Raw genomic sequence first — 26,292 nt, 5'->3', positions numbered from 1 at the left:
GGCGCCGCTCAGCCTCAGAGGTGAATGGCCGGCTACGGCCCCGCATCGATGCGCCTGCGCTTTGGCAGCTGGGGCGAGGCAGGGCGCCCCGCCTCCGTCCTCGGCCTCTCCTGGTCGTTGCCCCGAGCCTGGCCGTGGCCGCCCACGAGCCCCGCCTTGGGATCACGGCATTAGGCTTCGCGAACGGCAGGGCGCACCCGCCTGAGCGCGGGATCGGGGAGACGTCTTCAGGACGCCAGCCGGTCGAGCTGGTCCATCTCCTCTGCCGTCAGTTCCACCTCGAGCGCCCCCAGGTTCTCCTCCAGGTGCTTCCTGTCTTTGGACTGGGGTATGGTGATGACGTGATCCTTGGAGATCAGCCAGGCGAGGGCTAGCTGCACCGCGGTGCATCCCTTCGCCCGAGCCATGTTCGCCAGCGTATGGCTCTCAGTCACCCGGCCGCGCTCGATGGGAGTGTAGGCGGTGAGCAGCACGTCGTGGGACTGGCAGAACTGCAGCACCCCATTCTGCTCTGGCTCCCGATGGGTCAGGCTGTAGTGCACCTGGTTGGTGGCCAGGATGGAGTCGGTCAGACGGAAGGCCTCTTCCATCTGGCTTTGACTGAAGTTGCTCACCCCGATGTAGCGGACCTTGCCCTGGGAGACCAACTCATTGAGGGCGCGGAACGTCTCCTCCAGCGGGATGCTAGGGTTGGGCCAGTGAATGAGGTACAGGTCGAGGTAATCGGTCTGCAGGCGGTTCAGGGTTCCCTCTAGAGCATGGAGCACGCTCTGGTAGTGCAGGTTGTCGGGGGCGACTTTGCTGGTGAGGAAGAGGCGGGAGCGGTCGTGGCCCTTGATGGCCTCCCCAATCACCTGTTCGGCCCTGCCCCCGCCATAGCGCTCGGCCGTATCTATGTGGGTGTACCCCAGGTCCAGGGCCGCCCGAATGGCCTGTGCCTCGCGAGCGGGGTCGGTGCCGTAGGTCGCGGTGCCTAACCCCATCACCGGGACCGGACGGCCATCGTGCAACTGGCGATACTGCATGACGACTTGCCTCCTTTTCAGACGATAAGCCCGCCTCCTACGGCCGGCGCCATTGGCCTGTCTTGACCGAAGCCGTCTGAGGCTGTAAACAAGAGTGTACGGCAGGACGGCGGTGAGTCAACAGGAAGGGCTCGTGCCGCCTTCCCTGCCCTGTCAGGCCGAGTCATACGGCCCCGTCACGCCGGGCTTCATCGCCCTGTCAGGCGAGCTCTTCTCACTCTGTCATGCCGACCCTTCTCACCCTGTCATGCCGAACGAAGTGAGGCATCCCCAAGTCGCGGGTACAGACCCTTCGCTGGCGCTCAGGGTGACAGGATGGGGGTAGGCGGCCTTCGCTGGCGCGGGGAGCCTGCCCTGAGCCTGCCGAAGGGCTCACAGAGGAGGGTGGAGACACTTTGCTGGCGCTCAGGGTGACAGGATGGGGGTAGGCGGCCTTCGCTGGCGCGGGGAGCCTGCCCTGAGCCTGCCTAAGGGGTCACAGAGGAGGGTGGAGACACTTTGCTGGCGCGGGGAGCCTGCCGAGGCGGTAACGGCGGAGGGCTCAGGGTGGTGGGAGGGCGGGGTCCCTTCGTGGCTCCCTGCTGCGGCGAACGGACTCGCTGAGGATGGGGCACCCATCTGGTCGTCGGTTCCTCTGTGGGGACACACACTGTCGAGGGGATGGGCGTTACCTGGAGCGCCCAGCGGGGTTATAGATGTGCTAAGGCACGATTCTGGGAGTATGCCGTGAACGTACTGCTGGTCTACCCATTATTCCCCGACACTTTCTGGAGCTTCAAGCACGCGCTGGAGTTCATCCGCAAGAAGGCCGGGGCTCCGCCGTTGGGTCTGCTGACGGTGGCGGCTCTGTTGCCCGAGGCCTGGGGCAAGCGGCTGGTGGACATGAACGTCCGCGATCTCACGGCCGAGGACCTGGAATGGGCCGACATGGTCTTCGTGAGCGCCATGGTGGTGCAACGCGATTCGGCGCGGCAGGTGATCGATCGGTGCCGGCAGGCCGGGGTAAAGGTAGTGGCGGGTGGGCCCCTATTCACCATCGAGCCGCAGGAGTTCAGCGACGTAGACCACCTCGTCCTCAACGAGGGCGAGATCACCCTTCCCCAGTTCCTGGCCGACCTGGAAAGGGGCGAGCCCAAGCGAATCTACACCACCGACCAGCACGCCGACATGACCCAGGTGCCCGTGCCCCTATGGCACCTGGCCGATCTCCGCTCCTACGAGACGGTCAGCATCCAGTTCTCCCGCGGCTGTCCCTTCAACTGCGACTTCTGCAACGTCACCGTCCTCCTGGGCCACCGGCCGCGGACCAAGACAGCCGCTCAGATCATCGCCGAACTGGATGCCTTGTACGCTCTGGGGTGGCGCAAGGGCGTCTTCTTCGTGGACGACAACTTCATCGGCAACCGCCGCGTCCTCAAGAACGAGGTGCTGCCGGCGCTGATCGAGTGGCGCCGGGGCAAGACCGGCATGCCCTTCAACACCGAGGCGTCCATTGACCTCTCGGATGACCCGGAGCTGATGCAGCTGATGGTGGCGGCGGGGTTCAACACTGTCTTCGTGGGTATCGAGACTCCCAACGAGGACAGCCTGGCCGAGTGCAACAAGTTCCAGAACAAGGGCCGGGACCTGGTGGCGGCGGTGAAGCGCATGCACCGGACGGGGCTTCAGGTGCAGGGTGGGTTCATCGTGGGCTTCGACAGCGACACGCCTAGCATCTTCCAGCAGCAGATCGAGTTCATCCAGCGGAGCGGCATTGTCACCGCCATGGTGGGGCTCCTGCAGGCTCCTCCCGGCACCAAGCTCTACGAGAGGATGAAGCGGGAGGGGCGGCTGATCAGCCGGCTTTCGGGCGACAATGTGGACGGCTCCACCAACATCATCCCCCGCATGGACCTGGAGGTCCTACGGAAGGGCTATCGCGACATCCTGAATCACATCTACTCCCCTCACCACTACTACGAGCGGGTGAAGACGTTCCTGGAGGACTACGACCCACCGCGGTTGAACATCCGGATAGACGCCGGGTACGTGGCTGCCTTCCTGCGCTCCATCTGCCGCCTGGGGATCAAGGGGCAGGAGCGGGCCCAGTACTGGAGGTTGTTCTTCTGGACCCTGTTCCGCAAGCCCAGGCTCTTCCCCCTGGCCATCACCATGGCCATCTACGGCTTCCACTTCCGCCGGGTGGCGGAGAACCACGTGCAGTAGGGTCGCCCTCAAGCTCACTCCAAGACATCAGGGCCCGAACGGAGGTCATCCTGGCGCCTGAGCTCCCCAGCCCGCCCCGCCATGAATGGCCGGGCTAGACCGAGCGAAGCCCGCCTCCGCGGGCTGGGAACACCTCCCACCCGGGGCCGACCCTGCCCCTTCGCGGCCCATTCCACCCAGCGCCGCGGCCAGGGCCCGAGCCCTGACCCAACCGTGAGCCTGCCGGAGGGCAGGCTTCGCCGCTCTAGCACGCGGCTTCAGCCCGTGCTTCGGCCTGGACGCACGCCTATCTTTCCCCACGCGTCCCCTTCCCGTGCGTCCGCCCGGGCGCACGCCTATCTCGCCCCCCGCGTCCCCTCCTCCCGTGCGTCCGCCCGGCACACCCCTCAGGCTGCCGGCGGCGTTGTCCTCTCCGACACATGATGCTAGCATTGAGCCCACAAAGGCCCCCAGGGAGGTGTGATGCCGCGGTACGTATACCGGCTGCAGCCGGCCCTGGCCCTTGCTTTCTCCGTCGCCTACCATCCCGGCGAGTGGAGCCTCTTCCTGCGAGCGCGCTCGGAGGCCGCCTCGGTGGAGCTCAAGCTGGAGCAGCCCCAGGCGGAGTTGCTGCGCCGCGACCTCCTGGCCGTCGCGGAGAGCTTCGGCGGCGATCGCTTCCCCCTCAGCCACGCCCGGCCCCTTCCCCCTGACGATCACATCCTGCGCTTTCCCACCGACCTGGAGGCCCCTGTCAGGCACCTGAAGGCCGGCCGGCACCCGCACCGGCGCCTCATGTTTGTTCAGGCCGAAGGGCAGATCGAGGGCATGCCCTACGAGGTGGAGATCTGGAGCACCCCGGAGCAGATGCTGGCCCTGGCCGAGCAGATCGGCAGCGCCTGCGCCCAGGCCCAGTCCCGGTGTCCCGTCTGCGGTCAGCCCATGGGGGAGGGACCCCACGTCTGCCCGGCCGAAGGCGCGGAGGGAGCTTGATGTCGCCGGCTCCACCAGCGGGCTCCCTGTCGGCGTCTCGTGTCCTGTACGACGAGTCCTACTACCGGGACAACCGCAACAACTACCGCGAGCGACTAGAGTTTCGGGTGGCCAACTTCTGGCGGGCAGCCTACGTCGAGCTGTGCTTCCGGCCGGCCTCGGTCCTGGACGCGGGCGGGGGAATGGGCCTCCTGGTGGAGCGGCTGCGATCCTGGGGACGGGCCGCCTTGGGCTTGGAGTTGAGCCGGTATGCCATCACTCAGGCGCCGGATTCGGTGCGACGCTGCTTCGTGCAGGGGAGCCTGGTGAGCCTGCCGTTCGCCGACCGGTCGTTCGACGTGGTGGTGAGCGTGAACGTGCTGGAGCACCTGGAACCGGGAGAGGTGGCAGGGGCGCTGCGGGAGTGCGCTCGCGTGGCCCGGAAGGGGATATTCCACGAGATCACCGTCCTCGAGGACCGCGACGTCATTCATCGGGATCCTACCCATCGCACCAAGCTGAGCGCTGCCGCCTGGCTGGAGGTTCTGGGGAACGAGTTGCCGGGCTGGCAGCCGCGACGGGGTCTGCACATCCCCCGGTTCAAGAATGGTGTGTTCGTGTTGAGACGGATGGGGATGGAACGCTGATGACGCTGATACTGCGCAGATCAACGCTGATCTGTCCTTGTTGCTTCCAGCTCAGGGCGGATCGGTGGCGCTGTGGCGGCCTAGGCGGTAACGGAGGCGACTGGCCACGAGGCGTCGGCGCCCTCAGGCGGGGAGGACGTGCGGTGGCGGGGCGTGGCGCACCTGGGGGTGCGCACTCCTCGGTGGGGTCTGGTCACCGGCGGGGGACCGAGTGTGGTGGTGGGCAGCGCACCTGGGGGTGCGCAGTCCTCGGTGGGGTCTAGTCACCCGTCGGGGGACCGAGTGCGGTGGCGGGGGGCAGCGCACCTGGGGGTGCGCAGTCCACGGTGGGGTCTGGTCATCGGCAGGGGAGCGAGTGCGGTGGTGGGGGGCGGCGCACCTGGGGGTGCGCCCTCCTCGGTGGGGTCTAGTCACCACGAGGAGTCCGCGCCCCCAGGCGCGGGGGCGTGAAGGCACCGCCTGAGAGGCCGTGGCAGTCCAACCTATCCGGAGGTGTTGACGTGAAAGTAGTTGTGGATGAGAATGAGGTCACCTGGCTGCAGCATCCCGACCGCCGCTCCGCCGATCTGATTCGCCCGGGTGACACCCCGGCCCATGCTGGGCTCTCGTTGGGAGTGGCGGAGTACACTTCCACCGAGTTCGGGGAGCTGCAGAGGCACGATGACCAGGAAGCGGTTTACTGCGTGTCGGGGCGGGGCGTCATCCGCGTCGGCGACCAGGAGTATGAGATCTACCCCGGTCGGGCGTTCTACGTCGGGCGGGCCGTGCCGCACGCCACCCGGCGCACGGGCCCCGAACCGGTCAAAGTGGTCTACGTTCACGCCCCGGACTAGGGGACTACGAATCGAGGCGGCGGGCCTTGATCGGCTACGTAAGTGCGGCCGAAAGCAGGGAGCCCAGCGACGGCTTCATGCCCAACTCCGTGATGAGGGACATGCTCCAGTTCCTGGAGCGTCAACTCGGCAGGGAGGCGTTGCGAGGCATCCTGAACCTGGCGGGCATCGAGCACTACTTCCGTGGCCTGCCGCCCAACAACATGCGCCTCGAGGTGAAGGCTTCCGACTACCTGGCCCTCCTCCAGGGCCTGCGCGACTACTACGACGAGCGGGGCGCGGTGGCGGTGTTGCGGGAGCTGGGCAAGGCCAACGTCCGGCGAGGAGTGGTGCACGCCGTGGGCCTGGCGGAGCAGGGCGGGCGCATCACTGGCAAGCAGCTCCTTGGCATCGCCCTGGATGCTTTCGCCAAGAGCACCGCGGTGAGGGATCGCCGGCTGATCCTGCTCCAGGATAGCGGCGACATGTTGCTCGTGAGCCTTCGGCAGCCTGCTTGCTGGGCTGCAGACGGCTCCCGCCACGCCTGCGAGGTGGTGGTGGGCGCCCTGCGTGGCGCCCTGGAACTGGTGTCGGGTCGGAGTCTCAGAGTCCGTCCCATCGCCTGCTGCCACTCGGGCGCCCACCATTGTGTGTTTGAGGTCTCGCGAGCTGGCCGTTCTCAATAGGTTGTAGGTTACCGGTTGTGGGTGGTAGGGGTGGAAAGCGAGGAAGTCGCTCTGTCCTCCATCGTGTGGCTTGCCCCTGATCCTGGGCCCCTCTGCATGACAACCCGCCATGAGGAGAGTGTTAGTGTGCCTGACAGGCATCAGTGCCCGAGGATCGAGCCTAGCTCGGACAGCAGCCGGCGGAAGGGAGTTGCGGAGGCAACTGGGCCCCAAGGGGTCGGCTTGACGCCTGCCGGCGAGGGAGCCTCCAGCCTCCAGGATCGCGGCGTTTGCCGTCAGGTGCCGGTGGTGGGCATCGGGGCCTCGGCCGGCGGGCTGGAGGCACTGGAAGAGTTCTTCGCCCACGTCCCTGTCAACTCGGGCATGGCCTACGTGGTGGTGCAGCATATGTCCCCCACCCATCCCATTGCCCTGGTCGAGCTGCTGGCTCGCTCATCCGGCGTGCCTGTGGTGGAGGCAATCGACGGGATGCCGGTGGTCCCCGACCGGGCGTATGTGATCCCGCCCGGCTGCTACCTGAGCATCACTGATGGCGTTCTAAACCTATCGGCCCCGGACGGACGGCCATCCCTCCACAACACCGTAGATCTGTTCCTCCGTTCCCTGGCGGCTGCTCGCCATGAAGAGGCCATCGGAGTCATCCTGTCCGGCTCGGGCACCGATGGTACCCTCGGCATCCGAGCCATAAAGGGTGAGGGCGGCCTAGTGGTGGTCCAGGACCCAACCACGGCTGCCTATGACGGGATGCCCACCAGCGCCATCGCTACCGGGCTGGCAGACCTCGTCCTTCCGGTGCACGAGATGCCGCGCCGGATCATGGAGTACGTGAGCGCCGAAGGGCGCACGCTGCCGGCCCTGGCTTCGCCCGGGGCGATGGAGCCCCTGCGAAGCCTTCTGGCCCTCATGCGCGCCCAGACGGGCGTGGATTTCTCTTACTACAAGCAGACCACTATCGTGCGTCGCGTGCAGCGGCGCATGATCGTCAGGGGGATCGCCTCCATACCGGAGTACGTGCGCCGGGCTAGGGAGGACCCGCAAGAGGGCCAGGCCCTGTTCCGCGAGCTGCTCATCAACGTCACCAGCTTCTTTCGAGACGCGGAGGCGTTTCGGGTCTTGTCCGATAGGGTGCTGCCCCATCTCCTGGAAGGAAAAGGGCGCGACGACGCCCTGCGAGTGTGGGTGCCGGCGTGCTCCAGCGGTGAGGAGCCCTACTCCATCGCCATAGTGATCCGAGAGTACCTGGCCCGGACGGGCCGGGACGTCCAATGCCGCATCTTCGCCACCGACCTGGACCCGCAGGCTATAGACACGGCCCGCGCCGGGGTGTACCCCAGGAACATCTCGGTGGACGTGTCGCCCGAGCGCCTGGCCCGCTTCTTCCATCGTCAAGGCAGCGGCTTCAGGATTGGGCAGGCGATCCGAGAGACGGTGGCCTTCGCGGTGCACAACGCGTTGCAGGACCCTCCCCTGGGTCGAATGGACCTAATCAGCTGCCGCAACCTGCTGATCTACCTAGATGCTGAGGCACAACGCCGCCTGCTGGAGCGGTTCTACTTCGGTCTCGTTCCCGAAGGGGTGCTGTTCCTGGGAGCTTCGGAGACAGTGGGGGATGGCTTCGGCATGTTCGCTCCCCTGGACAGGAAGTGGCGCTTCTTCGTGCGGCGGGAACGCGCCCCCCAACACACTGAGCCCGGAACGGGTCGGCTGGGCGAGTGTCCCTCCGCCTCGGTGTCGACCGGCCACGTCGCGCCCGGGAGAACCGGGGGCCAGGAAGGCTGCGGGGAGCGACTGCTCGAACCGAACCCTCTTGCCGTCGCCCCGCGAGCGCAGCCTCGCGATCTCCCTTGAGCGCGCAGGGCGGCCGGAAAGCCCCGCGAAGGGTTGCTGGCCTTTACTGGCCGCCATCACTTGTGGCATAAATGTGCTGGTGTCGGTCGGTACCTCCGGCAAGAGCGGCGGCGTGGGACCTGGCCGGAGACGATGGGACTGACCGCGGACCTCACCGCACGCGAGGCGCGACTATGCCGGACGAAGCCAACCGCGAGGGCCTGCAGGGTGATCGCGGCGCTGGTTCGTCTTTGGCGGCCAATGGAGGTCCGCTGCCTCTAGCGTCGCGGGGACCCTCCGAATCGGGCCGCCCCGAGGGGAGGCCCGGGCGCACTGACGTGGACGAGTCGGGCTTGCGTGCTTTCGCCGCGGAGCTGTTGGACGGCTGTGCCGTCGGCATCATCGTCCTAGATGCGGAGCTCCGCGTCGTCTGCATGAACAAGGCGCTGGAGAGGGCCTTCGCTCTGCCGCGGGACGCCGCCATAGGGCAGAACTACCGCGTGCTGGTGGAGCAGCGGCTCAAGCCTATCTTCGAAGACCCAGATGGATTCGCCAGGCGCGTTCTGGGTGGAGACGCCCAGAACTCCGGGGCTGAGACGTTCGAGTGCCACGTGCTGCCCGGCAAAGGTCGGGAGGACCGCTGGCTGGAGCGTGGCGCCGCCCGGATCGGGGCCGGCCCGTACGCCGGGGGCCGGATCGAGCACTTCTACGACATCACCCACCGCAAGCTGGTCGAGGAATCGCTTGTGGCGTCGCGTCGGCTGTTCGAGCGCATGTTCCACAGCATGCGCGATGCGGTGTTCGTGGTGGACGCCGACATGACCATACAACAGTGCAACCCGGCCGCGTCGGAGATCTTCGGCTACACCGAGGTGGAGATGGTGGGGCAGAGCACCACCATACTTCATGGCAGCCCAGAGACGCACGAATCGTTCAACGCGGCGCTGGTGTCGGGCCTCAGGGAGAAGGGATTCCTCTTCCTGAGCGAGCTTCCCATGAGGCGCAAGAGCGGGGAGGTCTTCCCCACCGACTTGACCGTGGTGCCCCTCGAGCAGGAGGTAGGCGAAGGCACGGGTTACGTGGCCGTGGTGCGAGACGTGTCTGACAGGGTGGCGCTGGACCAGATGAAGTCCAGCTTCGTGGCCAACGTGTCTCATGAGCTGCGCTCCCCTCTCTCTTCCATCATGGGCTACGCCGAGGTCCTGCTGGACTCGGACCCGGCGGAGCTCACCCCCACCCAGCGCGAGTTCCTTCAAGTCATCTACGATAGCAGCCAGCGGCTCAAATGGCTGGTGGACGATATCCTGGACGTGTCCCGGATAGAGGCGGATCAGTTTCGGCTCGAGTTGGCCGAGGTCGAGCCCGACGTGCTGGTGGAGCGGACGATAGAAGTCCTGCGGCCCAAGGCCGAAGAGGCGGGCCTGGCGCTCCACTCCGTCATAGCTGCCGCCCTGCCCCGAGTGAGGGCAGACGCCCGCCGGCTGCAGCAGGTGCTGGAGAACCTGGTCAACAACGCCATCCAGTTCACTCCGGCGGGAGGGACAGTCCAGGTATCGCTGCGAGCCGAAGATGCGGGCTATCTGGTGCTGGAGGTGGTTGACACCGGTGTAGGCATCCCTCCGGAGGATCTGCCCATCATATTTGAGCGCTTCCGCCGTGGCCGCAACGCGAACCAGGCCTCGGCAGGCGGGACCGGACTGGGCTTGTACATCGTGAGGTCAATCGTGGCGGCGCACGGTGGCCGGGTGGAGGTGGAGAGCGAGGTGGGCAGAGGCAGCACATTCCGCGCGTATTTCCCCCTTGGAGGGCCTTCGGGGATCGAACGCTGATCACCCGACACTGCGCTGATTGCCGTTGGGTTCTCCAGCTAGCTCCTCGTCCCGGCGGGCCTTGATAGGCGTGCCACCATCCGCCTGAGTTGCCATCCTCGACCGCTAAGGTAGAATTTCGCCCGCCGGTTTGGCGGCAGTTACCTTGGGGAGAAGTGGAATGTCACAACACAGTGGTCAAGACGAGTTACGAGGGGAGGTGAGTGACCTGTCGGGGCTGGTTGCCTACCAGGAGGGCGCCATCGTGAGCAGGATCGTGCTGCGCGCTCCGGCGGGATCGGTCACGCTGTTCGCGTTCGACGCCGGGCAGGAGCTGAGCGAACACACCACCCCATTCGATGCCCTGGTGCACGTGATAGAGGGAGAGGCGGAGATCATCATTTCTGGGCGGTCGCATTCGGTGCGGGAGGGGCAGGTTATCATCATGCCCGCCGATGAGCCCCATGCAGTCAAGGCACCGCGTCGCTTCAAGATGATGCTCACCATGATCCGGGCGTGAGCGGCAACCGTCCGTGGTAGGGGCAGGCCACCGTGCCTGCCCTGGGCGGGCGGACACGGTAGTCCGTTTCCACGAGGGACCATCTGCCATCTATGGTAGGGGCAGGCCACCGTGCCTGCCCTGGGCGGGCGGACACGGTGGTCCGTCCCCACAACCGCATTGGGAGAGGATGACAGAGGATGCAGCAACCGGTTAGCGACAAGGAAAGCCGCAAGGAAGTGATAAAGGAGGTGATCAGGCGCCTCCACTCCGGGGCTACGGCGGAAGAGATGACCCGCCGCTTCGGCCAGGTCCTGCACGGGGTGTCTGCCACTGAGATCGCCCAGATAGAGCAGGAGCTGATCGAAGAGGGAATGCCCCGCGAGGAGGTGCACCGCCTGTGCGATGTGCACCTGGCCGTGTTCCGCGAGTCCCTGGCGGCGGGCGAAACCCTGGCCCCGCCCGGGCACCCCATCCACACCCTGATGGAAGAGCACCGCATCATGCTGGCTCAGGCCCAGGAACTGGCGGAGCTGGCCCAGGAACTGAAGGAAGTGGATTACATCGGCCGCGAAGCGGAGGAGCGGCTGGAGAAGGCCGCCGAGGAGATGCGCAGCGCCGAGAGCCACTACGTGCGGGAGGAGAACGTCCTCTTCCCCTACCTGGAGAAGCATGGCATCACTCAGCCGCCGGCCATCATGTGGATGGAGCACGACCAGATTCGGGAGATCAAGAAGGGAGTGCTGGGCGTCTTGGGGCGCCATCAGGAGATGCCGGTCGCTGACTTCGCTGAACAACTGGCGGCCGCCGCCGTGACCCTGGCGGAGACGCTGGCCAGCCACTTCTTCAAGGAGAACAACATCCTCTATCCGGCCTCCTTGCGGGTGATCACCGAGGAGGAATGGCCCGAAGTGAGGGCGGAGTTCGACGATCTCGGCTACGCTTCCTTCACCCCCGCCATGCCTCCGGCGGAGGGGCGCCGCGAGGCCCTGGAGGTGGGCGCCGGCCCCGAAGGGATGGTGCGCTTCCGCACCGGGACGCTGTCGGTGGAGGCGCTGGAGGCGGTGCTCGATGCTTTGCCCCTGGACGTGACCTTCGTGGATAAGGACGACCGGGTGCGCTACTTCAACGACATCGCCGAGCGGATCTTCCCCCGGACCAGGGCCGTGCTGGGCCGCACGGTGCAGCGATGCCATCCCCAGAAGAGCCTGCACGTGGTCAACCAGATACTGAGCGACTTCCGCCAGGGCAAGCGCGACTCGGCCGAGTTCTGGATCGAGATCGGGGGCAGGTTCATCTACATCCGCTACTTCCCCGTGCGCGACCGGCAAGGTGAGTATCTAGGCTGCCTCGAAGTGATGCAGGACGTCACCCGCATCCGCCAGCTGGAGGGGGAGAAGCGCCTGCTGTGATGCTCGAGAGCCACGAAAGCGCCACCCGCTGGCACTGAAGACACCTGCCGGCGACGGGCCGCGGGCCCGCAGCCGGCCAACCCGGTCGGTCATCCTCCCGCCTATGCTTCTGATGGGCGGGAGGATCCTTCTTGGGCCAGTAGCTCCCGGAGGGCCAGGCTGTCAGCCGGGCAGGACCACGGCCCGGCCCGTCGCCGCCGACTCGTAGGCGGCGAAGACCAGTCGTACCGTCTGCAGGTTGTCCTCGCCGGTAGTCTCCGCCCGGCCCTCGCCTCGCAGAGCCCTCAGGATGTCGGCATTGCAGGAAACGATGCTGGAGTGTACCAGGGCGTAGGCGGGATCGGACCAGGGGTAGACGGGAGGGGGCCACCGGCGGGAGAACACCCCCTCGGCAGTGGTCAGGCGGACCCAGTAGTCGGGGGCCAGCTCCAGCGAGCCTTCCTCGCCCTCCACTAAGACGAAGGTCTGGGGGAAGCGCTCCTTCTCGGTGCGGCTGGCGTAGCTGATCTCGCAGGTGAGGGTGGCGCCGGCGCGGGTGCGCATCATGACGGTGGCCACGTCCTCTCCGGCGATGTCGGGGTGCACCCGATGCGTCTGGCAGTAGAGCCGCTCTACTTCGCCCAGCAGGAACCGGCCCACGTCCAGAATGTGACTGCCCATGTCGGTAAGTATGAACTGCTCCAGCTCTTTGAGGAAGGGCTGATTGTCGAAGACGGGGAAACTGGAGTTGTACTCGATGCGGGCGCGGAAGGGACGGCCGATGCGGCCCTCGTCCAGGGCTTGCTTCAGGCGCCGCAGAGGCTCCTGCCAGCGCCAGTTCTCGTGCACGAACAAGGGCACCCCCGCGCGCTGGCAGACGGCTACCATCTCCTCCGCCTCGGCCAGGGTGGTGGCCATCGGCTTCTGGCAGATGACGGGGAGGCCGTGTTCGGCCGCCAGGCGCACGAAGGGAGCGTGGGTCTCCACACTGGTAACGACGTCCAGGAAGTCGGGCCGCTCCCGACGGATGAGCTCCTCGGCGTCGTCGTAGACGGCGGGGATGCCGGCCCGTCGAGCTAGCGCCTCCGCCCGCTCCCGGGTGCGGTTGTAGAGGGCGACGCAGCGGGCGCCCTTCAGCTCACCCCAGGCGGCCAGCTGGTAGGGAGCCCAGAACCCGGCACCGAAGACGGCGAAGCGCAGTTCGCCCATGGGACTCGACCTCCTCCGTTGGCCCGCTACCAGGTGTCCACGGTGGCCACCGCGCAGGGAAGCAACGACAGCGTCAGAGCCCCTCCGGGCGCGGCCCGCTCCGCCCAGGGCGCCTGACGCCACTCTTCCGGCCGGGACAGGGCCTGCTCGGCGGTGGTCTCGTCCAGATGTCTGACCCAGGCCGCCTGGCCCAGTCCGCTTATCCCCACCTCGAGCGGCTGGAGGGTCAGGTTGGCCACCAGCACTCGGGCGCAGTGGCTCCACCGGAGGGCCAGGGCCTCGACCCTCAGGGGATCGCCGGAGAAGGTAGGCAGTACCAGCGCCTCGGGGTGCTCCAGCACGTCGGCCAGGACGTGGTACACGGGATAGACGGGCCCGGGCTCGCCGCTCGCCATCACTCCGGCGGGGCCGGCGGTCTCGTAATAGGTGACGCTACGCACCCCGGCCTGGGTCAGGTACTTGAGGCTGCCCACGGTCCAGGCGGCGGTGAAGAGGGAAGTCTGGCGAGGGTCGGCGCCGGGCCGCGGCGGGGCATCGCCATCCTGGGTGGGCCTCGGGCGCGGGGTCAGCGTTATCGGAGAGACGGCGATGGGCGTGCCCGGGTACAGCCTCCGGGCGCAGCTCACCGTCCAGGCATGCATGGGCAGCGTCTCCACTAGGGAGGCATGGTCGAAGGCGTGAACCTGCGGGTTGAGCGAGTAGCAGGCCAGATGTGCCCAGGAGAGAGAGGGACGAGCCCGGTTGAGCTCGGTGAAGTAGCGATAGGTTCCCCCTCCCAGCTTGGCCTTCGGCAGGGCTCGGGACAGCCGGTCACGGATATCTTCCAGAGAGGTGCGAAGGTCGTCCTCGTCGTAGAGGAGGAGGTGATCCACCGGTGCGCTCAGGCTGGGGAGCACCTCAGCCAGCCCCGCCACTTGGTCCTCCGGCTCCGGCCCCGGGAAGATGGCCAGCTCGAGAGGGGCACCGGCGCTCTGAGCCAGTCCGGCCGCGTGCCAGAGATCCTCCTCCCACTCGCGACCCAGATCCAGTTCCCAGCGGAGGTAAGAGGGCCGAAGGAACTTCAAACGCGACCGCTGGGGCCCTCCGTGTGCCTCGGGATCCGGGGCGATCCCCAGTCCGACCCGAGGCAGGGGCCCGAGCGGCTCGGCGCCGACAGTGCAGGTGAGACGCGGGGGTGACGGGGTGCTGAAGTATCGCCGGGAGGGAGGCGACTCGCGCTCTAGGGTAGGTCCCTCCAGCGTCAGGGTCACCGACTGGGCCACCTGCACGCCAGCGGGGATGATCTTGGGGATGGGCTGGTCCAAGGGGGTCGAGTAGGTCTTGAAGGAGGCGTCCGTCCAGTTGCGCTGGTCTTCCATCTCGAACACATCCCCCTCGAAGGCGACGGAGGCGCGCAGATCTTGAGAGATGGGGTAAGTAAGGCGGCGGATGTCCTTGAACGGCTGGTGCGGGGCGATGTAGAGGGGGAAGTGACCTTCCTCGATGGAGCCGTCGGTGTGCTGCACCGTGCAGGGCAGCCCGGCGCACTCGTGGGCCGGGTGCAGGACGCAAATGCCGGTGCGATTGCTTAAGAACGAAGCCCGGGCGTGGCCCGCCATGCTGTAGGTGACTCGGCCGTTGTTGTCGCCAGAAACCTCGCCGGCCCAGGCGAAGGTGATGTCGTCCCGATGGTGCACCGCCAGGAAGCGAAGGGAGAACATGCTCTCTCCCTCTTCAACGTGCATACCGGTGACCGTGGGAAGGATGGTGCCCCAGTGGCGGTCGCGCACAGCCACGTACACCCGGCGCAGCACCTCGCGGTCGCCCAGCCGCAGATGACGGATGTCCCCGGAGGTGGGGTCGAAGTAGAGGGACAGCGGTCCTGCCCGGAACGGGCGCCAGGCGGCCGGGGCCTCAGGCTGGCCGAAGCGGAGTCGGTTCAGCTCACTCACTCTCACCCTCGCGACGGCGGTCGCCCAGGGGCGACCGGGAAGTGACCGGATGCTAGCACCAGCCCTGCCGGGCATCAACCGAAGGCGGTTGCCCCACGGAGGCCGAAGCTTGGGAGCGACGCGGAGTCAGGGAGCGGAGGGAAGCGCCCGGCCCCTCCCTGTCCGCGGCTGAGCACTCGTGGCATAATAGGCGCCATCCCAGCCTAGGCAGATGCCAGCCAGAAGATAGACGAGGAGGTAAGCTGTGCAACCCGAGATGGTCGCGGACACCCGCTGCGTGTGCGGTGAGAACCCACTTTGGCACCCCATGACGCGGAAGGTGTACTGGACGGACATACCCCGAGGCCACCTCTACTCGTATGATCCGGCGACGGGTGAGCACCAACGTATCTACGAGGGCGATGTCGTGGGCGGCTTCACCATCCAGCAGGATGGGTCTCTCCTCCTGTTCATGGCTCGCGGTACGGTGAAGCTGTGGCGAGGCGGCTTCTTCATCCCGGTGATTGAGGAGATCCCAGCGGAGCGTGAGAGCCGCTTCAACGATGTCATCGCCGACCCGGTCGGCCGGGTCTTCTGTGGCACCATGCCAACCGAGGCCGGGCCCGGTCGGCTCTACCTTCTGGACGTGGATGGGACCCTACGCCTGGTCCTCAAGGGGGTCGAGACATCGAATGGCCTGGGCTTCAGCCCGGACCGCAAGAGCCTCTACTACACCGACTCGGGTAAGCGCGAGATCTACCGGTTCACCTACCACCTCGGGTCGGGCGCCATCAGCCACCGCCAGCTCTTCGTTCGCGTGCCCGAGGGAGAGGGCGTGCCGGACGGAATGACGGTGGACGCAGAGGGGTACGTCTGGTCGGCGCGTTGGGACGGCGGCTGCCTAGTGCGGTACACGCCGGAGGGCGAGGAGGAACGCCGCATCGAGTTCCCGGCTAGGAAGGTATCGAGCGTCACCTTCGGGGGAGATGACTACAAGGACATGTACGTCACCACGGCGGGCGGCGAGGATCGAGAGACTGAGGGCCCAGGCGCCGGGGCCCTGTTCCGCTTGCGGCTAGGCATCCGGGGCGTCCCGGAGTTCCCCTCCCGGATAGGCTTCCTGTAGCAGGGCAACGGAACGCTGATCACGTTGATGGGACGCTGATCTACGCCGATCCTTTGATATTATCTCCTTCTGATCAGCGTGAATCAGCGTAGTATCGGCGTCTCATCAGCTTTCTGTTGCTCTCTTGACGGTCAGGTCTCCGGTGCGCCGGCGGCCAACCAGGCGCCTGTGGCCCGGAGCACGCTCGTCTTGTGAGTCAGGTTCTGGCGCCGCACTGGGACGACATCCACCAGCCGGAACCCGGTGGTGGTGAGCGTACGTTCCAGGCTGAGGCAGCAGTTGGGTGCCCCGCCGCCGCCACCGCCGGCCACGCAGATGCCGACTGCCAGCTTACCTTCGACGCCGGCCTTACCGTGGTCGTGGCGAGTGATACGACGTAGGCGGTCGGTGAAAGCGCGCATGGATTCGCTTAGGTCGCCGAAGTAGACGGGAGTGACGAAGACGGCCGCGTCCGCCGCCCGGATCCGGTCCACCACGGCGGCGAAATCATCCTCGATGACGCAGCTTCCCTCATCGCGGCATTGTCCCCAGCCACGCTCGTTGCACTGGCGACAGCGCTGGATATCCAGCAGAGGAAGGAAGGCGCGTTCCACCTCCCCGCCCCGTTCCGCCACGCCCGCGGCCAGAGCGTCGGCCGCCTGGGCCGTCTGTCCCTCAGGGTTGCGGCTTCCCAGTACGATGAAGACTTCCACAGCTGTCCCCCTTCGATTGGTATCGCGGAGTGGCCTAGGTCGCGTCGGTATCGTCACAACCTAGAACTCCTGGCGTGAAAGGCTGAGCCACCCCAGCGCCAGAGGAGCGGCGATGAGGACCAAGGCGGAGAGCAGCGCCGTCCAGGCCGGCTTGGACCCGCCCAATACCAGGCGGCTGCCCCAGTTGATCAGCTCGTGGGGCAGGTGGGTGCCGATGGCGGGCAGCGAGCCGGCCAGCGACAGCACCAGCATGGCGCCAAAGCCGGCCACCGCGGCTGTCACCTGCGACCGAGCCAGAGCGCTGAACCAGAGGGTCAGAGCTACGTAGACCAGGCAGACCAGGAGCAGAAGCAGGTTGAGGGCGATCCAGCCTCCCAGCGGCGGAGCGCGGAATAGAAGCACGGTGTAGTAGTAGGCACCTGCGCCTGCCAGGACCGTCGCAATGAGGAACGACGTGCCGATGGCGGCGAACTTGCCCATCAGGAAGGCCCCCCGGGACATGGGCTTCACCAGAATGAGGGCGGCGGTGCCCCGCTCTTTCTCCTGGCTCACGGCGCCCATGGCGAGCAAGATGGCCAGAAGCACACCAAACTGGAACAGGTTCTTCAGGTACTGGGCCACAGCGTCGCTCAGCGTGGGCGGGGGCAGCAATCGGGCGATTTGGTCGCCCTGAGGAAGCAGACGGAAGAACTCTGGTGTCATCTTAGCCAGGAGGGGCGAAGCCAGCCCGAAGAGGACGAACACCACTACCACGATGAGCAGCCGGCGAGACCGCCACTGTTCCAGCATCTCCTTACGTAGCGATACGGCGAACATAGCCTACTCCTGGTTCACCAGGCGGAGGAACACGTCCTCCAGCGAAGGGCGCACCATTTCATAGCGGACCAGGGGCAACCGAGCGGCCGCCAGCGAGGCCAGCAGGTCCACACTGGCCCGGGGGACGTCGTGCACCGCCACTCGAGCCCGGTGGCCGTCGAGCGTCACGGCATCCACCCAGTCCTCCTGCCGAGCCGTCTCCGCCCAGCCGGCCAGTGCCGGAGCGGCCTCGGGGACCGTCTCCAGCTCGAAGGCAGGCACGACGTAGCGGGAGAGGAGCTCCTCCCGTCCGGCTTCGGCCACCACTTTGCCCCGCGCGATGATGCCCACCGTATCGCAGACGCGCTCCACGTCGGCGAGGATGTGGGTGGACATAAACACGGTGGTGCTGCCGCGGAGGCGCTCGACTAGTTCCAGCACCTCCCTCCGGCCGGCAGGGTCGAGGGCGCTGGCGGGCTCATCCAGGAACAGCACCTGAGGCCGATTCACCAGGGCCTGGGCCACCCCCAGCCGCTGGCGCATGCCCCGGGAGAAGCCGGCCACCCGACGCCGGGCCACCTCGCTCAGGCCCACCAGGTCCAGCAGCTCGGCGGTGCGGCGGCGACGCTCGTCTCCGGGCAGGCGGAACACCTGTCCCACGTAGTCGAGGTACTCGGCGGGAGTCATCCAGCCGTAGAAGGTGGGCTCCTCCGGGAGGTAGCCGATCCGGTGGGCAATGTCGTCCCCCGTGCCGGTGAGCTCCACCCCCGCCACCCAGGCCCGTCCGCTGGTAGCACGAGCCAGCCCGGTCAGAATGCGGATGGTGGTGGTCTTCCCGGCGCCGTTGGGCCCCAGGAAGCCGTAGACGCTGCCCTCGGGCACCTTGAGCGTGAGCCCATCCAGGGCCTGAACCTGGCCGAATCGCTTGCGCAGGTCCTCGCAGCGGACGGCGTCCATGCTACTCCTCCCGACCAGCCAGGAAGTAGGCAATAGGACCGAAGATCTGGATGAAGACGACGATGAGGATCCAGACTCCTTTGGAAAGGTTCCGGGTGCGCTCCCGCCGCAGCAGATCGGCCAGGGCCACCACCATCAACGCCAGTTCCAGGACTATCAGCGGAATCAGGAAAGGAAGGAGCTCGACAAGCTGTTCCACAGTGGCCTCCTGCTGGCAGCGCAACCCGTAGCGCCTGCACGGACTGTTGTGGTAGGACTGCCCTCCTCTTTGGGGCGGGCCAGGGGCGCGCCGCGTGAACGGATCGGTCCCTGACTGCGGTCCGGGCCCATTCTGCCAGGAGCCGCAGGATCAGATGGGCGCGTCCCCCATGCCTTCGGGCGACAGCCACAGTCGACTGGGCCGCCAGTAGAGGGAGTCTCCGGATATGAAGCAGGGACACTCAGCCCCGGTATACTACACTGGTCTGGTCTGGCCGCAACCGGGGCGGTGGTGACCGGTCAGGGTCGGGGGGACGAGTCTGGAATTGTGCGCTGTGGCCCGAGATGGGCCATGGCTATGGTGAATGGGCAGACGATCGGAGGCTGCGACTCGAGAGAAGCTGCTGGGGCTTATCCGCCGGCAGCATACCGCTCATCGCCTGGCAGGAAGAGCAGATCCAGGTTCTGCAGGCCAGGCTGGCCGAGCTGGCGGGGCGGGGGTCGGGCACGGAGGCGCGAGAGTCTCTCAGGCCCAGCCGCCAGAAGCGGTAGGCACCCCGTCCTTGTCGGCGTCGGGCCCAGACCTCTGCGCGTGGTGGGCAGGTGCAGTCACCCCGCTCAGGTGCACGGGCGCGCCTCTCTCTAGTGGCTGAGCTGGCTCTGCAGCTAGAAGAAGCCAGGGGACCACGATGCACCGCAGGGAGGCGGGAGTGCATGGGAGTCGAACCCACCGGGGCAACCTCGTGGGGCGCCCCCGACGGTTTTGAAGACCGCGGAGCCCACCGGGGCCCATCCACTCCCCTGATGATCTCACTCTATGTGAGCCGCCCTTCCCAGTCAAGAAGCCCAAGAGCTGCGGATCGGGGGGACGAGTGGGTTCAGATGGCAGTCACATGGGGTAGTCCCGCGTAGGCGCCGCCAACACAGGCTTTCAGAGCCCGGTCTTCCGCCGTCTACGAGAGCAAGGCGATGTCCCTCAAGTCCCTCTTGACGAGTGGACGCCCCCCAGGCGCGGCTGCTACGTGAGGCAAGGCGCGCCTGGGCGCTCGCCCTCCTCCAGGGGAGTTCTAGCGGCAATGCTGTCGGGGGATGCGCTCGTAGTCTGAGCGCAGCGAAGGACCTGAGCAGCGGTGCTCGCCTCGGGACCGATCGCCCCGATCCTGAGGCGTTATAGGAAGCCAGCGGAGCCAGGTGCACTTTGCCCTCATGCTGGCGGTATGGCATACTGGCTCTTGTTGCGGGCCTGGGGCCCGCCCAACGCGGCTATCCTACAACGAAGGAGGTGATGCCAGTGGATGGTAGTACCAGAACTACGGCTCCTCGGCGTCACCTCCGAGTTCTTTCGTAAGTAGACGCCGAGGAGCCACGGTGGATGAGGGGGCGGTTCAACCGCCCCCTCATCTGTTTCCTCGAACCTTCAGGGGGCAATGGCGTCGTACAGGAGCTCCAGGCTAAGGTCGGGGCACACGGCCTCGGGGCAGCGGATGGTGTAGGCGGCAGCAGCCGTCCCCATGCGCACTGCCTCATCCACCGGCAGGTCGTGCAGTATGCCGAAGACCACGGTGGCCGTCAGCACGTCGCCCACGCCGATCCGGTCCACCACCTCGCAGCGGATGGCGGGCACCCTCCCGAACGTCTCGGAGGTAGCGTAGGCCGAGCCCTCCTCCGCCATGGTGACGATGGCCACCTTCACCCCGGCGGCCACGATGGCCTGGGCGGCGAGCACCGCGTCCGTCTCCGAGTTGATGCTGATCCCCGAGAGGACTTCCGCCTCGGCCACGTCGGGCGTCACCATATGGAACCGGTGCAGATGTCGCCGCAGGCGAGCCGCCAGCACGGCCGAAGTCGGGTCCAGGGCCAGGGGAAAGCGGTAGCGCTCCGATAGGCGGAATAGAGACTGGAGGGCGGCGTTGGAGAGGTTACCGTCCACCACCGCTATGCTCGCCTGGGCGAAGAGGGGGCGCAAGCTGGACAGGTAGCGGCCGTCAACCCGGCGCATCAGATCCATGTTGTCAATGGAGACCACTCGTTGGGCCGCCTCATCGAACACGGCCAGGTAGGCAGCCGATCTCTCGGCAGGGCATACCCGAACGTACCGCACGTCCACCCCGCCAGCTTCGGTGCGACGGAGGATGTCGCGTCCCCAGTCGTCGTCCCCCACAGCGCTGATGAGCGACACCGGCACGCCCAGCCGCCCCAAGGCTTCGGCGATGTTCCGGCCCACTCCCCCCACAGTCAACCGGATGACGCCTGGGTTAGAAGTGCCGGCGACCAGGGCGCCGCGGGCCTGCCCACGGATATCTATGCACGCAGCACCTACCACCACGGCTTTCTTCTCGCCCACAGCCGCATCGCTCATGTCTTCACCTTGTGGAGATAGTGAGTGGCAGACGGCTCCGAATAGCCGGCAGTCTACTCCTCCCAGCCTCTATCCGCCGTCCACCATCCGTCAGCCTGCTAGAAGGCTACCTTGTTGAGCAGGATGAGGAGCACGCAGCCGAATACGGCCACGTTGAGGAAGACCAGGAGCGAGATGAAGAACCAATGACGCTTCTCAAGATAGCGGAACATTCGGCGCACCTCACTCCAACTGGCTGCGGAGCTTCACGTCTCCCGCCAGCACCTCTCGCCGCGTGCCGTCATCCAGCCGCACGAAGAGACTGCCTTCCGGGGTGACGAAGTCCGCCGTTCCCGAGAACCGCTCGTTGCTCGATTCCACGGTCACCCGCCGGCCCAGGGTACACAGGCGCGACTGCCACTCCTCCACTGGGGAGGCGCCGTCCACCAGCTGGGCATAGCGGCGGCTCAACGCCCGCAGAAGCGCTAGCAAAAGTTCCCCCCGGTCCACCTCCTCACCGGTAGCCTCGCGGAGGCTGGTAGCTACCGATTGGAGCTCCGGGTAGGAGCTGAAGTCCACGTTGACGTTGAGCCCCAGGCCGACCACGGCCCAGCGCAGGCGGTGTCCCCAGGCTTCGGTCTCGGCCAGTATACCACCGAGCTTGCGATCCCCCAGCATTACGTCGTTCGGCCACTTGAGCGCACACCGGAGGCCCAGAGTCACTTCGATGCTCTCCAGCGCGGCCAACCCCACCAGCATGGTGAGCTGGGCCGTCTCGCTCATGGGCAGAGGGTGCCGGAACAATACCGACAGGAGCAGCGAGCTTTCGGCGGGGGCCAGCCACGGCCGACCCAGGCGCCCCCGCCCGTGCGTCTGCTCGTCAGCCAGGACCACTAGCCCTTCCGGGGCCCCTTTCAGCGCCAGCTGACGCACGTCGTCATTGGTGCTTGCGGTCGCCCGACGATAGATGAGGTTGCCACCTACCTTGAGGCCCTTTGCCCTCTCGGCGACTTGCTGCAGCCAGGGCGGATACTGCCACCAATCCTGGGACGACGGCGAATCCTGCGGCATACAGGCAAAGCTACGGGCTCCGCGTCCACCTGTCAAGTGGACCGAGGTACTGCAACGGGCGTCCACGGCCTTAGGCGCCTGGCTCGGAGCCGGCCGGGGTCGGCTCCGCGTTGAGGGCAGCGCCTGCCAGCCTACGCCGGAACAGGCTCAGGACCAAGCCCATGTCCGCCGCTCGCGTGGCTCCCAGGGGCAGAAGAGCTGCGGCATAAACGGCCGCACCCGCTGGGATGAGGGCGGGCCAGGGAGCCCCCCATCTTCGCAGTAATTGCAGGGCCAAGCCCATCACCAGGGTCGCCACCGCCGGCCGCCAGACGAGGTCCAGCCACGGTAGGGGATCGAGGTGGCGATAGACGCGGCGCATGAAGGGGATGAGCAGGGCCAGCTCGGAGAGGACGGTGACGGCGGCTGCCGCCCGGTAGCCGAACAGGGGGATGGTCGCCAGGTTGGCCAGCAGGTTGAAGCTCACCCCGATGACGAAGGCGCGAGTGAGGTAGCGTTGCTCGTCCAGGGCGATGAGCACGTACTGGGTGACGCTGTTAACGAAGCCCAGAGGCATGTACCAGATGAGAATCTGGAGCGCCAGGACGGAATGGGGCAGATACTGCGGGCCGGCCAGTATGAGGATAAGCTCCCGGGCGATGAAGGTGGTGCCCAGGGCCAGGGGGATGCTCACCAGGAAGAGCAGCCGCAGGGAGAGCCGGTAGGCACGCTGAAGCGACTCCCGCGCCGACCGGGCGTAGCGCGACATGACCGGGAACAGGGCCATGGTGAAGTACCCCGGGATGATGTCCAGCCCGCGAATGTATCGGTAGGCGGCGCCATAGTAGCCGACCTCGACGCTTCCCCGCATAGGCTGGAGGAGCAGAACGTCCACCTGGAAGAACACCGTCGCCAGCAGGTGGTTGATCATCAGGGGAAAGGACTCGCGGGCCATGCCCGACGCAAAGCCTCGCTCGAGGGAGACCGTGGGCCGGAAGTAGTCCCGCGTCAGCAGGTAGCCGAGCACTAGCACGGTGAAGAGGTTGCTGGCAATGGAAGCGAAGGCCAGCCCCACGAAGCCGCCCCCGGCTAGCAGAATGATGGCTCCTAGCGTCACCTTGACGAGAGTGGTGCCGGTGCTGACGAAGGCGGGGTGCTCCATGCGCTCGTGGGCGTAGAACACGGCGCTGAGGGCGTCGGCCACGTTGCCCAGGAACACGGCTACGCTGAACACGGCCACCGCCGCTACCACTTCCGGGGTGAGCCCGGTCCAGAGGACGTAGGCGGCGAGCAGAAGCGCCATGAGCGGCAGCGAGCCTAGCCAGAGCAGGAGTCGCACCCCCAGCGCGTTGCCCAGGAAGCGACGGCCCTGCTCCGGCTCCCGCGCCACTTCTCGGGTGATCAGGGTGCCCAGCCCGAAGCGGACCAGGATTTCGAAGTAGCCGATGAAAGTGACGGCGAACTGGTAGTCGCCTGCCCCCGCTGGCCCCAGCAGGCGCAGCATCAGCATGGCGAAGGCCATGTCTATGAGCTTGTTGAGCAGGGAGAGCGACATGGGGGTGAGGCTGTTCTTGGCTACCCGGCGGACTGTCTGCTCCTCGCCTTCGCGCCGGTAGTAACGCCCCCAAAGCCAGGCTAGGGCCAGGAGCAGAAGCGCTACGGCGGCGATGAAGCTCAGGTAGAGCCCCACCTGGAAGGAACGGGGCATGTAGCGAAAGCGGATCTCCCAGTCCCCAGCGGCCAGCTCCACTGCTCGGAAAGCACCGTACGCCCGCTCGATGGGGCGCTGCTCCTCGGGCTCTTCGCTGCCGAAGGGCCGCACGTAGGCGCGCCAGCCCTCGAAGTGGGCGTCGGTCAGGACCACCCAGGCGGGCCGAGGCAACGACGCCCGCAGCAGAACCTCGGTGGCCTCCCGCTGCAGGATGCTCACAGGCAGGAGCTCGCCCTCGGCCTCTCCTAGCTCTGCGTCCGGCCCCTCTAGCAGCACCTCGGCCCGAGGGTCGGCCTGAGCCAGCGCCTGGTGCAACTGATCGCCGGGCACCCGTCGGGCGCGGGTCAGGGCGAAGGCGCGGGGGAGGTGGTCCAAGTTGCGGTAGACCAGCAGCTCGCCCCGGTAGGCGAGCTCGTAGCCCGGCCGATCAATGGGCTGGGAGCTGAGCACATAGCGGACGTTGAGAAGGTCGAGGAGGGGCGAGTCCAGCGACTCGGGCTCGGACAGCGGAGCGATGCGGTTGTAGAGCAGCTCGTCCTGGACCTCCACCAGCCCCATGAACTCGACGTACTGCCGGGGGATGATGGAGTCGTAGCCGCGTATGTCTTCCAGGCCGTAGAGCATGGCTCCATTGGCGTTGAGCGGCTTCTCTCCGGGCCCGATGAAGGTAGTGAGCCGCCAGGGCTCCGTGTCCTCCTGGAGGAAGCGGATCACCGGTGGCGTGACTTGTAGCAGCTGCGGATCGGCCCTGGGGTAGAACCCATGGCCAATGGCGAACAGGTCGGCGACAAGAACAGCCCCGGCGGCGGCAGGCCACAGCCGCCGGCTGTGCCAGGTCCAGCCGCGGATGGCGGCCAGAAGGGCCGTTCCGCCGCCGAGAAGGCTCAAGGCCAGGATCAGGCCGTTGCGGTACTGATAGGAGACCAGCATGCGGCCGTCGGCGAAGGCTCGCCGGGTGAGCTCGGACGAAGCTAGCAGCCGATCCGCCAGGCTCACGAAGGGGCCGGGCAACACCAGGACGAGCAGCAGCAGACCTAACCCGGCCAGGCCACCGCCGACCGCTAGGAGCCCGATGATGCGCCCCGCCCTGCGGCCCGCGCGCTCGCCTGGGTCGGCGACGACCGTCAGCCCTAGGCCGGCCAGGGCTGCCAGGCTAAAGGTGTAGGGGAAAACCCAGCGGAAGGGGGAGTGAAGTTGGTCCACACCCGGAAGCAGGAACAGGAGCCGGTAGAGGGGGGTGCCGAAGACGAGCAGCAGGGATGCTCCCGCCAGGAGGGCGAAGAAGAGGGCTTGCCTGCGAGTGCGGGGGGCGACGATGGCCGGAAGGGCCAGCAGGAGAGGCAGGATGCCCACGTAGGATCCGGCCTCTACGTAGTTCTTCCACGATGGTAGCCCTTTGCCCCAGGCCACCTCGGTCATGGGCTCGCCCAGGGCGTTGTGGGTGATGGGGGTGATGCGCAGGCTCATTACGTCCAGGTACGAATGAATGCTGGGATTGCCGTACAGGTCGGGGACGACGAAGGTGGCCGCCTGGCGCAGGGGATAGGCCCAGCCGATCACGTCCTCGTAGGTGACCTGGTAACCGCTGGCGCCGGAGCGGAAGTTCGTCTGCACCAGTTCGTACAGGGGGAGCAGCTGGACCGCCCCCAGCGTCAGCCCGAGCGCCGGCACCGCAGCGGCCAGCAAGGCGGGCCGCCAGGGCAGGGAGCGTCGCCGCCTCCATTCCTGAGCCAAGCGCCAGGCCGTGTACAGACCCATCACCAGGAGGACGTAGTAGGTGATCTCGACGTGCCCGGCCAGGACCTGCAGGCCGAGGAAGGTGGCGCCGGCTACCAGCCAGGGCACTCCTGCCCGAAGCCCGGCGCCGAGCTCGGTGCCGCGCCGCACCAGCATCTCTAGGGCGAGGAGGCACCAGGGGAGCCAGGCTGCGGCTGCGATCATCATGGTGAAGGCGACACTGACCACCATGAAGGAACTGAAGGCGTAGGCCGCGCCGGCCACGAAGGCCCCCCCGGGCCGGACACCTATAGCCCGGGTGAACAGGTACATCCCCACGGCCGCCAGGCTCAGCTGCAGGGCGGAGAAGACGCCGTACACCTGGGGCAGGGGAAAGACATAGAACAGCAGGCTGAAGGGATAGAGCGCCGAGTGCTGCCCGGCGGCCAGGAAAGGCACACCGGTGAAGATGAGGGGATTCCACAGGGGTAGCTCGCCCTGGTCCAGGCAGCGGCGCAGGAAGAGCTTCCAGACGTAGTTCTCCAAGACGAGGTCGCTGAGGAGCTCGTTGTGAGGCACCAGGGAGGCGCCCGCCGGGGCGGCACTGCGCCAAGGCTCCCAGGCCAGCAGGTTATCGGCAGGGACGAGCGTCCGGCCTCCGAAGACCACCGGCCAGAAGAAGAGGAAGGGCAGGAGGGCCAGCACGGCTATGGCGAAGACGTCGGAACGACGGTTCACG

General features: G+C 66.8%; 20 protein-coding genes and 1 tRNA gene. 10 read left to right on the top strand and 11 right to left on the bottom strand.

Annotated elements, in window-relative coordinates; all coding sequences use genetic code 11:
- Positions 1 to 227 precede the first annotated feature (227 nt).
- Complete coding sequence (locus tag HPY83_06600) at positions 228 to 1,025, bottom strand: aldo/keto reductase (GenBank protein ID NPV07617.1); 798 nt, start codon at positions 1,023 to 1,025, stop codon at positions 228 to 230.
- Between the two features lie 726 nt (positions 1,026 to 1,751).
- Between HPY83_06600 and HPY83_06595 the strand changes: the two genes are divergently transcribed.
- The 9 genes from HPY83_06595 to HPY83_06555 all read left to right on the top strand — a co-directional run bounded on the left by HPY83_06595 (position 1,752) and on the right by HPY83_06555 (position 11,872).
- Positions 1,752 to 3,230, top strand: a complete 1,479-nt coding sequence (locus HPY83_06595) for a DUF4070 domain-containing protein (protein NPV07616.1) — start codon at positions 1,752 to 1,754, stop codon at positions 3,228 to 3,230.
- A gap of 462 nt (positions 3,231 to 3,692) precedes the next feature.
- Positions 3,693 to 4,202 carry a DUF3090 family protein gene (locus HPY83_06590; GenBank protein ID NPV07615.1) on the top strand — a complete coding sequence of 170 codons (510 nt, stop codon included), beginning with the start codon at positions 3,693 to 3,695 and terminating at the stop codon, positions 4,200 to 4,202.
- Complete coding sequence (locus tag HPY83_06585; protein NPV07614.1) at positions 4,202 to 4,828, top strand: class I SAM-dependent methyltransferase; 627 nt, start codon at positions 4,202 to 4,204, stop codon at positions 4,826 to 4,828. Before HPY83_06590 ends, HPY83_06585 begins: the two co-directional genes overlap by 1 nt.
- A 500-nt stretch (positions 4,829 to 5,328) precedes the next feature.
- Complete coding sequence (locus HPY83_06580) at positions 5,329 to 5,661, top strand: cupin domain-containing protein (protein ID NPV07613.1); 333 nt, start codon at positions 5,329 to 5,331, stop codon at positions 5,659 to 5,661.
- A gap of 26 nt (positions 5,662 to 5,687) precedes the next feature.
- The gene (locus HPY83_06575; protein ID NPV07612.1) at positions 5,688 to 6,326 is read left to right on the top strand and encodes a hypothetical protein; all 639 of its coding nucleotides are present in this window, start codon (positions 5,688 to 5,690) and stop codon (positions 6,324 to 6,326) included.
- Positions 6,327 to 6,548: 222 nt separating this feature from the next.
- Complete coding sequence (locus HPY83_06570) at positions 6,549 to 8,174, top strand: hypothetical protein (protein ID NPV07611.1); 1,626 nt, start codon at positions 6,549 to 6,551, stop codon at positions 8,172 to 8,174.
- A 173-nt stretch (positions 8,175 to 8,347) separates the two neighbouring features.
- Positions 8,348 to 9,982, top strand: a complete 1,635-nt coding sequence (locus tag HPY83_06565; GenBank protein NPV07610.1) for a PAS domain S-box protein — start codon at positions 8,348 to 8,350, stop codon at positions 9,980 to 9,982.
- A 160-nt stretch (positions 9,983 to 10,142) separates the two neighbouring features.
- Positions 10,143 to 10,481 carry a cupin domain-containing protein gene (locus tag HPY83_06560; protein ID NPV07609.1) on the top strand — a complete coding sequence of 113 codons (339 nt, stop codon included), beginning with the start codon at positions 10,143 to 10,145 and terminating at the stop codon, positions 10,479 to 10,481.
- A gap of 179 nt (positions 10,482 to 10,660) precedes the next feature.
- Entirely contained in the window at positions 10,661 to 11,872 is a 1,212-nt protein-coding gene (locus tag HPY83_06555) for a DUF438 domain-containing protein (GenBank protein ID NPV07608.1), read from the top strand.
- Between the two features lie 162 nt (positions 11,873 to 12,034).
- On the opposite strand, the gene HPY83_06550 is transcribed toward HPY83_06555, so the two are convergent.
- Both HPY83_06550 and HPY83_06545 read right to left on the bottom strand, forming a co-directional pair.
- Positions 12,035 to 13,060: a Gfo/Idh/MocA family oxidoreductase gene (locus HPY83_06550; GenBank protein NPV07607.1), complete on the bottom strand. Its 1,026-nt coding sequence runs from the start codon at positions 13,058 to 13,060 to the stop codon at positions 12,035 to 12,037.
- Between the two features lie 26 nt (positions 13,061 to 13,086).
- A complete protein-coding gene (locus tag HPY83_06545; GenBank protein ID NPV07606.1) occupies positions 13,087 to 14,991 on the bottom strand; it encodes a hypothetical protein in 1,905 nt (634 codons plus the stop codon).
- 256 nt (positions 14,992 to 15,247) lie between these two features.
- On the opposite strand from HPY83_06545, the gene HPY83_06540 reads away from it, so the two are divergent.
- Entirely contained in the window at positions 15,248 to 16,096 is an 849-nt protein-coding gene (locus HPY83_06540) for an SMP-30/gluconolactonase/LRE family protein (protein NPV07605.1), read from the top strand.
- A 131-nt stretch (positions 16,097 to 16,227) separates the two neighbouring features.
- Here the strand turns inward: HPY83_06540 and HPY83_06535 are convergent, their stop codons facing one another.
- The 8 genes from HPY83_06535 to HPY83_06500 all read right to left on the bottom strand — a co-directional run bounded on the left by HPY83_06535 (position 16,228) and on the right by HPY83_06500 (position 26,291).
- Positions 16,228 to 16,788, bottom strand: coding sequence for a flavodoxin family protein (locus HPY83_06535; protein NPV07604.1), 561 nt, complete (start codon positions 16,786 to 16,788; stop codon positions 16,228 to 16,230).
- A gap of 60 nt (positions 16,789 to 16,848) precedes the next feature.
- Complete coding sequence (locus tag HPY83_06530) at positions 16,849 to 17,604, bottom strand: ABC transporter permease subunit (GenBank protein ID NPV07603.1); 756 nt, start codon at positions 17,602 to 17,604, stop codon at positions 16,849 to 16,851.
- Between the two features lie 3 nt (positions 17,605 to 17,607).
- Complete coding sequence (locus HPY83_06525) at positions 17,608 to 18,540, bottom strand: ABC transporter ATP-binding protein (protein ID NPV07602.1); 933 nt, start codon at positions 18,538 to 18,540, stop codon at positions 17,608 to 17,610.
- Position 18,541: 1 nt separating this feature from the next.
- Positions 18,542 to 18,676, bottom strand: coding sequence for a PLDc_N domain-containing protein (locus HPY83_06520; protein NPV07601.1), 135 nt, complete (start codon positions 18,674 to 18,676; stop codon positions 18,542 to 18,544).
- A 767-nt stretch (positions 18,677 to 19,443) separates the two neighbouring features.
- Positions 19,444 to 19,539, bottom strand: a tRNA-Sec gene (locus tag HPY83_06515).
- 616 nt (positions 19,540 to 20,155) lie between these two features.
- Positions 20,156 to 21,097 carry a ribokinase gene (locus HPY83_06510; protein ID NPV07600.1) on the bottom strand — a complete coding sequence of 314 codons (942 nt, stop codon included), beginning with the start codon at positions 21,095 to 21,097 and terminating at the stop codon, positions 20,156 to 20,158.
- 222 nt (positions 21,098 to 21,319) lie between these two features.
- Entirely contained in the window at positions 21,320 to 22,147 is an 828-nt protein-coding gene (locus tag HPY83_06505) for a biotin--[acetyl-CoA-carboxylase] ligase (GenBank protein NPV07599.1), read from the bottom strand.
- 70 nt (positions 22,148 to 22,217) lie between these two features.
- Positions 22,218 to 26,291: an oligosaccharide flippase family protein gene (locus tag HPY83_06500; protein NPV07598.1), complete on the bottom strand. Its 4,074-nt coding sequence runs from the start codon at positions 26,289 to 26,291 to the stop codon at positions 22,218 to 22,220.
- Position 26,292 lies beyond the last annotated feature (1 nt).

It is taken from the genome of Anaerolineae bacterium (assembly GCA_013178015.1).
Lineage (GTDB): Bacteria > Chloroflexota > Anaerolineae > DRVO01 > DRVO01 > Ch71.
This window is presented reverse-complemented; position numbering and strand designations above follow the sequence as displayed.

Coding starts and splice junctions, on each gene's coding strand:
- HPY83_06600 (NPV07617.1), bottom strand. CDS start 1,025: ATGCAGTATCGCCAGTTGCACGATGGCCGTCCGGTCCCGGTGATGGGG.
- HPY83_06590 (NPV07615.1), top strand. CDS start 3,693: ATGCCGCGGTACGTATACCGGCTGCAGCCGGCCCTGGCCCTTGCTTTC.
- HPY83_06585 (NPV07614.1), top strand. CDS start 4,202: ATGTCGCCGGCTCCACCAGCGGGCTCCCTGTCGGCGTCTCGTGTCCTG.
- HPY83_06565 (NPV07610.1), top strand. CDS start 8,348: ATGCCGGACGAAGCCAACCGCGAGGGCCTGCAGGGTGATCGCGGCGCT.
- HPY83_06560 (NPV07609.1), top strand. CDS start 10,143: ATGTCACAACACAGTGGTCAAGACGAGTTACGAGGGGAGGTGAGTGAC.
- HPY83_06555 (NPV07608.1), top strand. CDS start 10,661: ATGCAGCAACCGGTTAGCGACAAGGAAAGCCGCAAGGAAGTGATAAAG.
- HPY83_06550 (NPV07607.1), bottom strand. CDS start 13,060: ATGGGCGAACTGCGCTTCGCCGTCTTCGGTGCCGGGTTCTGGGCTCCC.
- HPY83_06540 (NPV07605.1), top strand. CDS start 15,248: ATGGTCGCGGACACCCGCTGCGTGTGCGGTGAGAACCCACTTTGGCAC.
- HPY83_06530 (NPV07603.1), bottom strand. CDS start 17,604: ATGTTCGCCGTATCGCTACGTAAGGAGATGCTGGAACAGTGGCGGTCT.
- HPY83_06525 (NPV07602.1), bottom strand. CDS start 18,540: ATGGACGCCGTCCGCTGCGAGGACCTGCGCAAGCGATTCGGCCAGGTT.
- HPY83_06520 (NPV07601.1), bottom strand. CDS start 18,676: ATGGTGGTGGCCCTGGCCGATCTGCTGCGGCGGGAGCGCACCCGGAAC.
- HPY83_06510 (NPV07600.1), bottom strand. CDS start 21,097: ATGAGCGATGCGGCTGTGGGCGAGAAGAAAGCCGTGGTGGTAGGTGCT.
- HPY83_06505 (NPV07599.1), bottom strand. CDS start 22,147: ATGCCGCAGGATTCGCCGTCGTCCCAGGATTGGTGGCAGTATCCGCCC.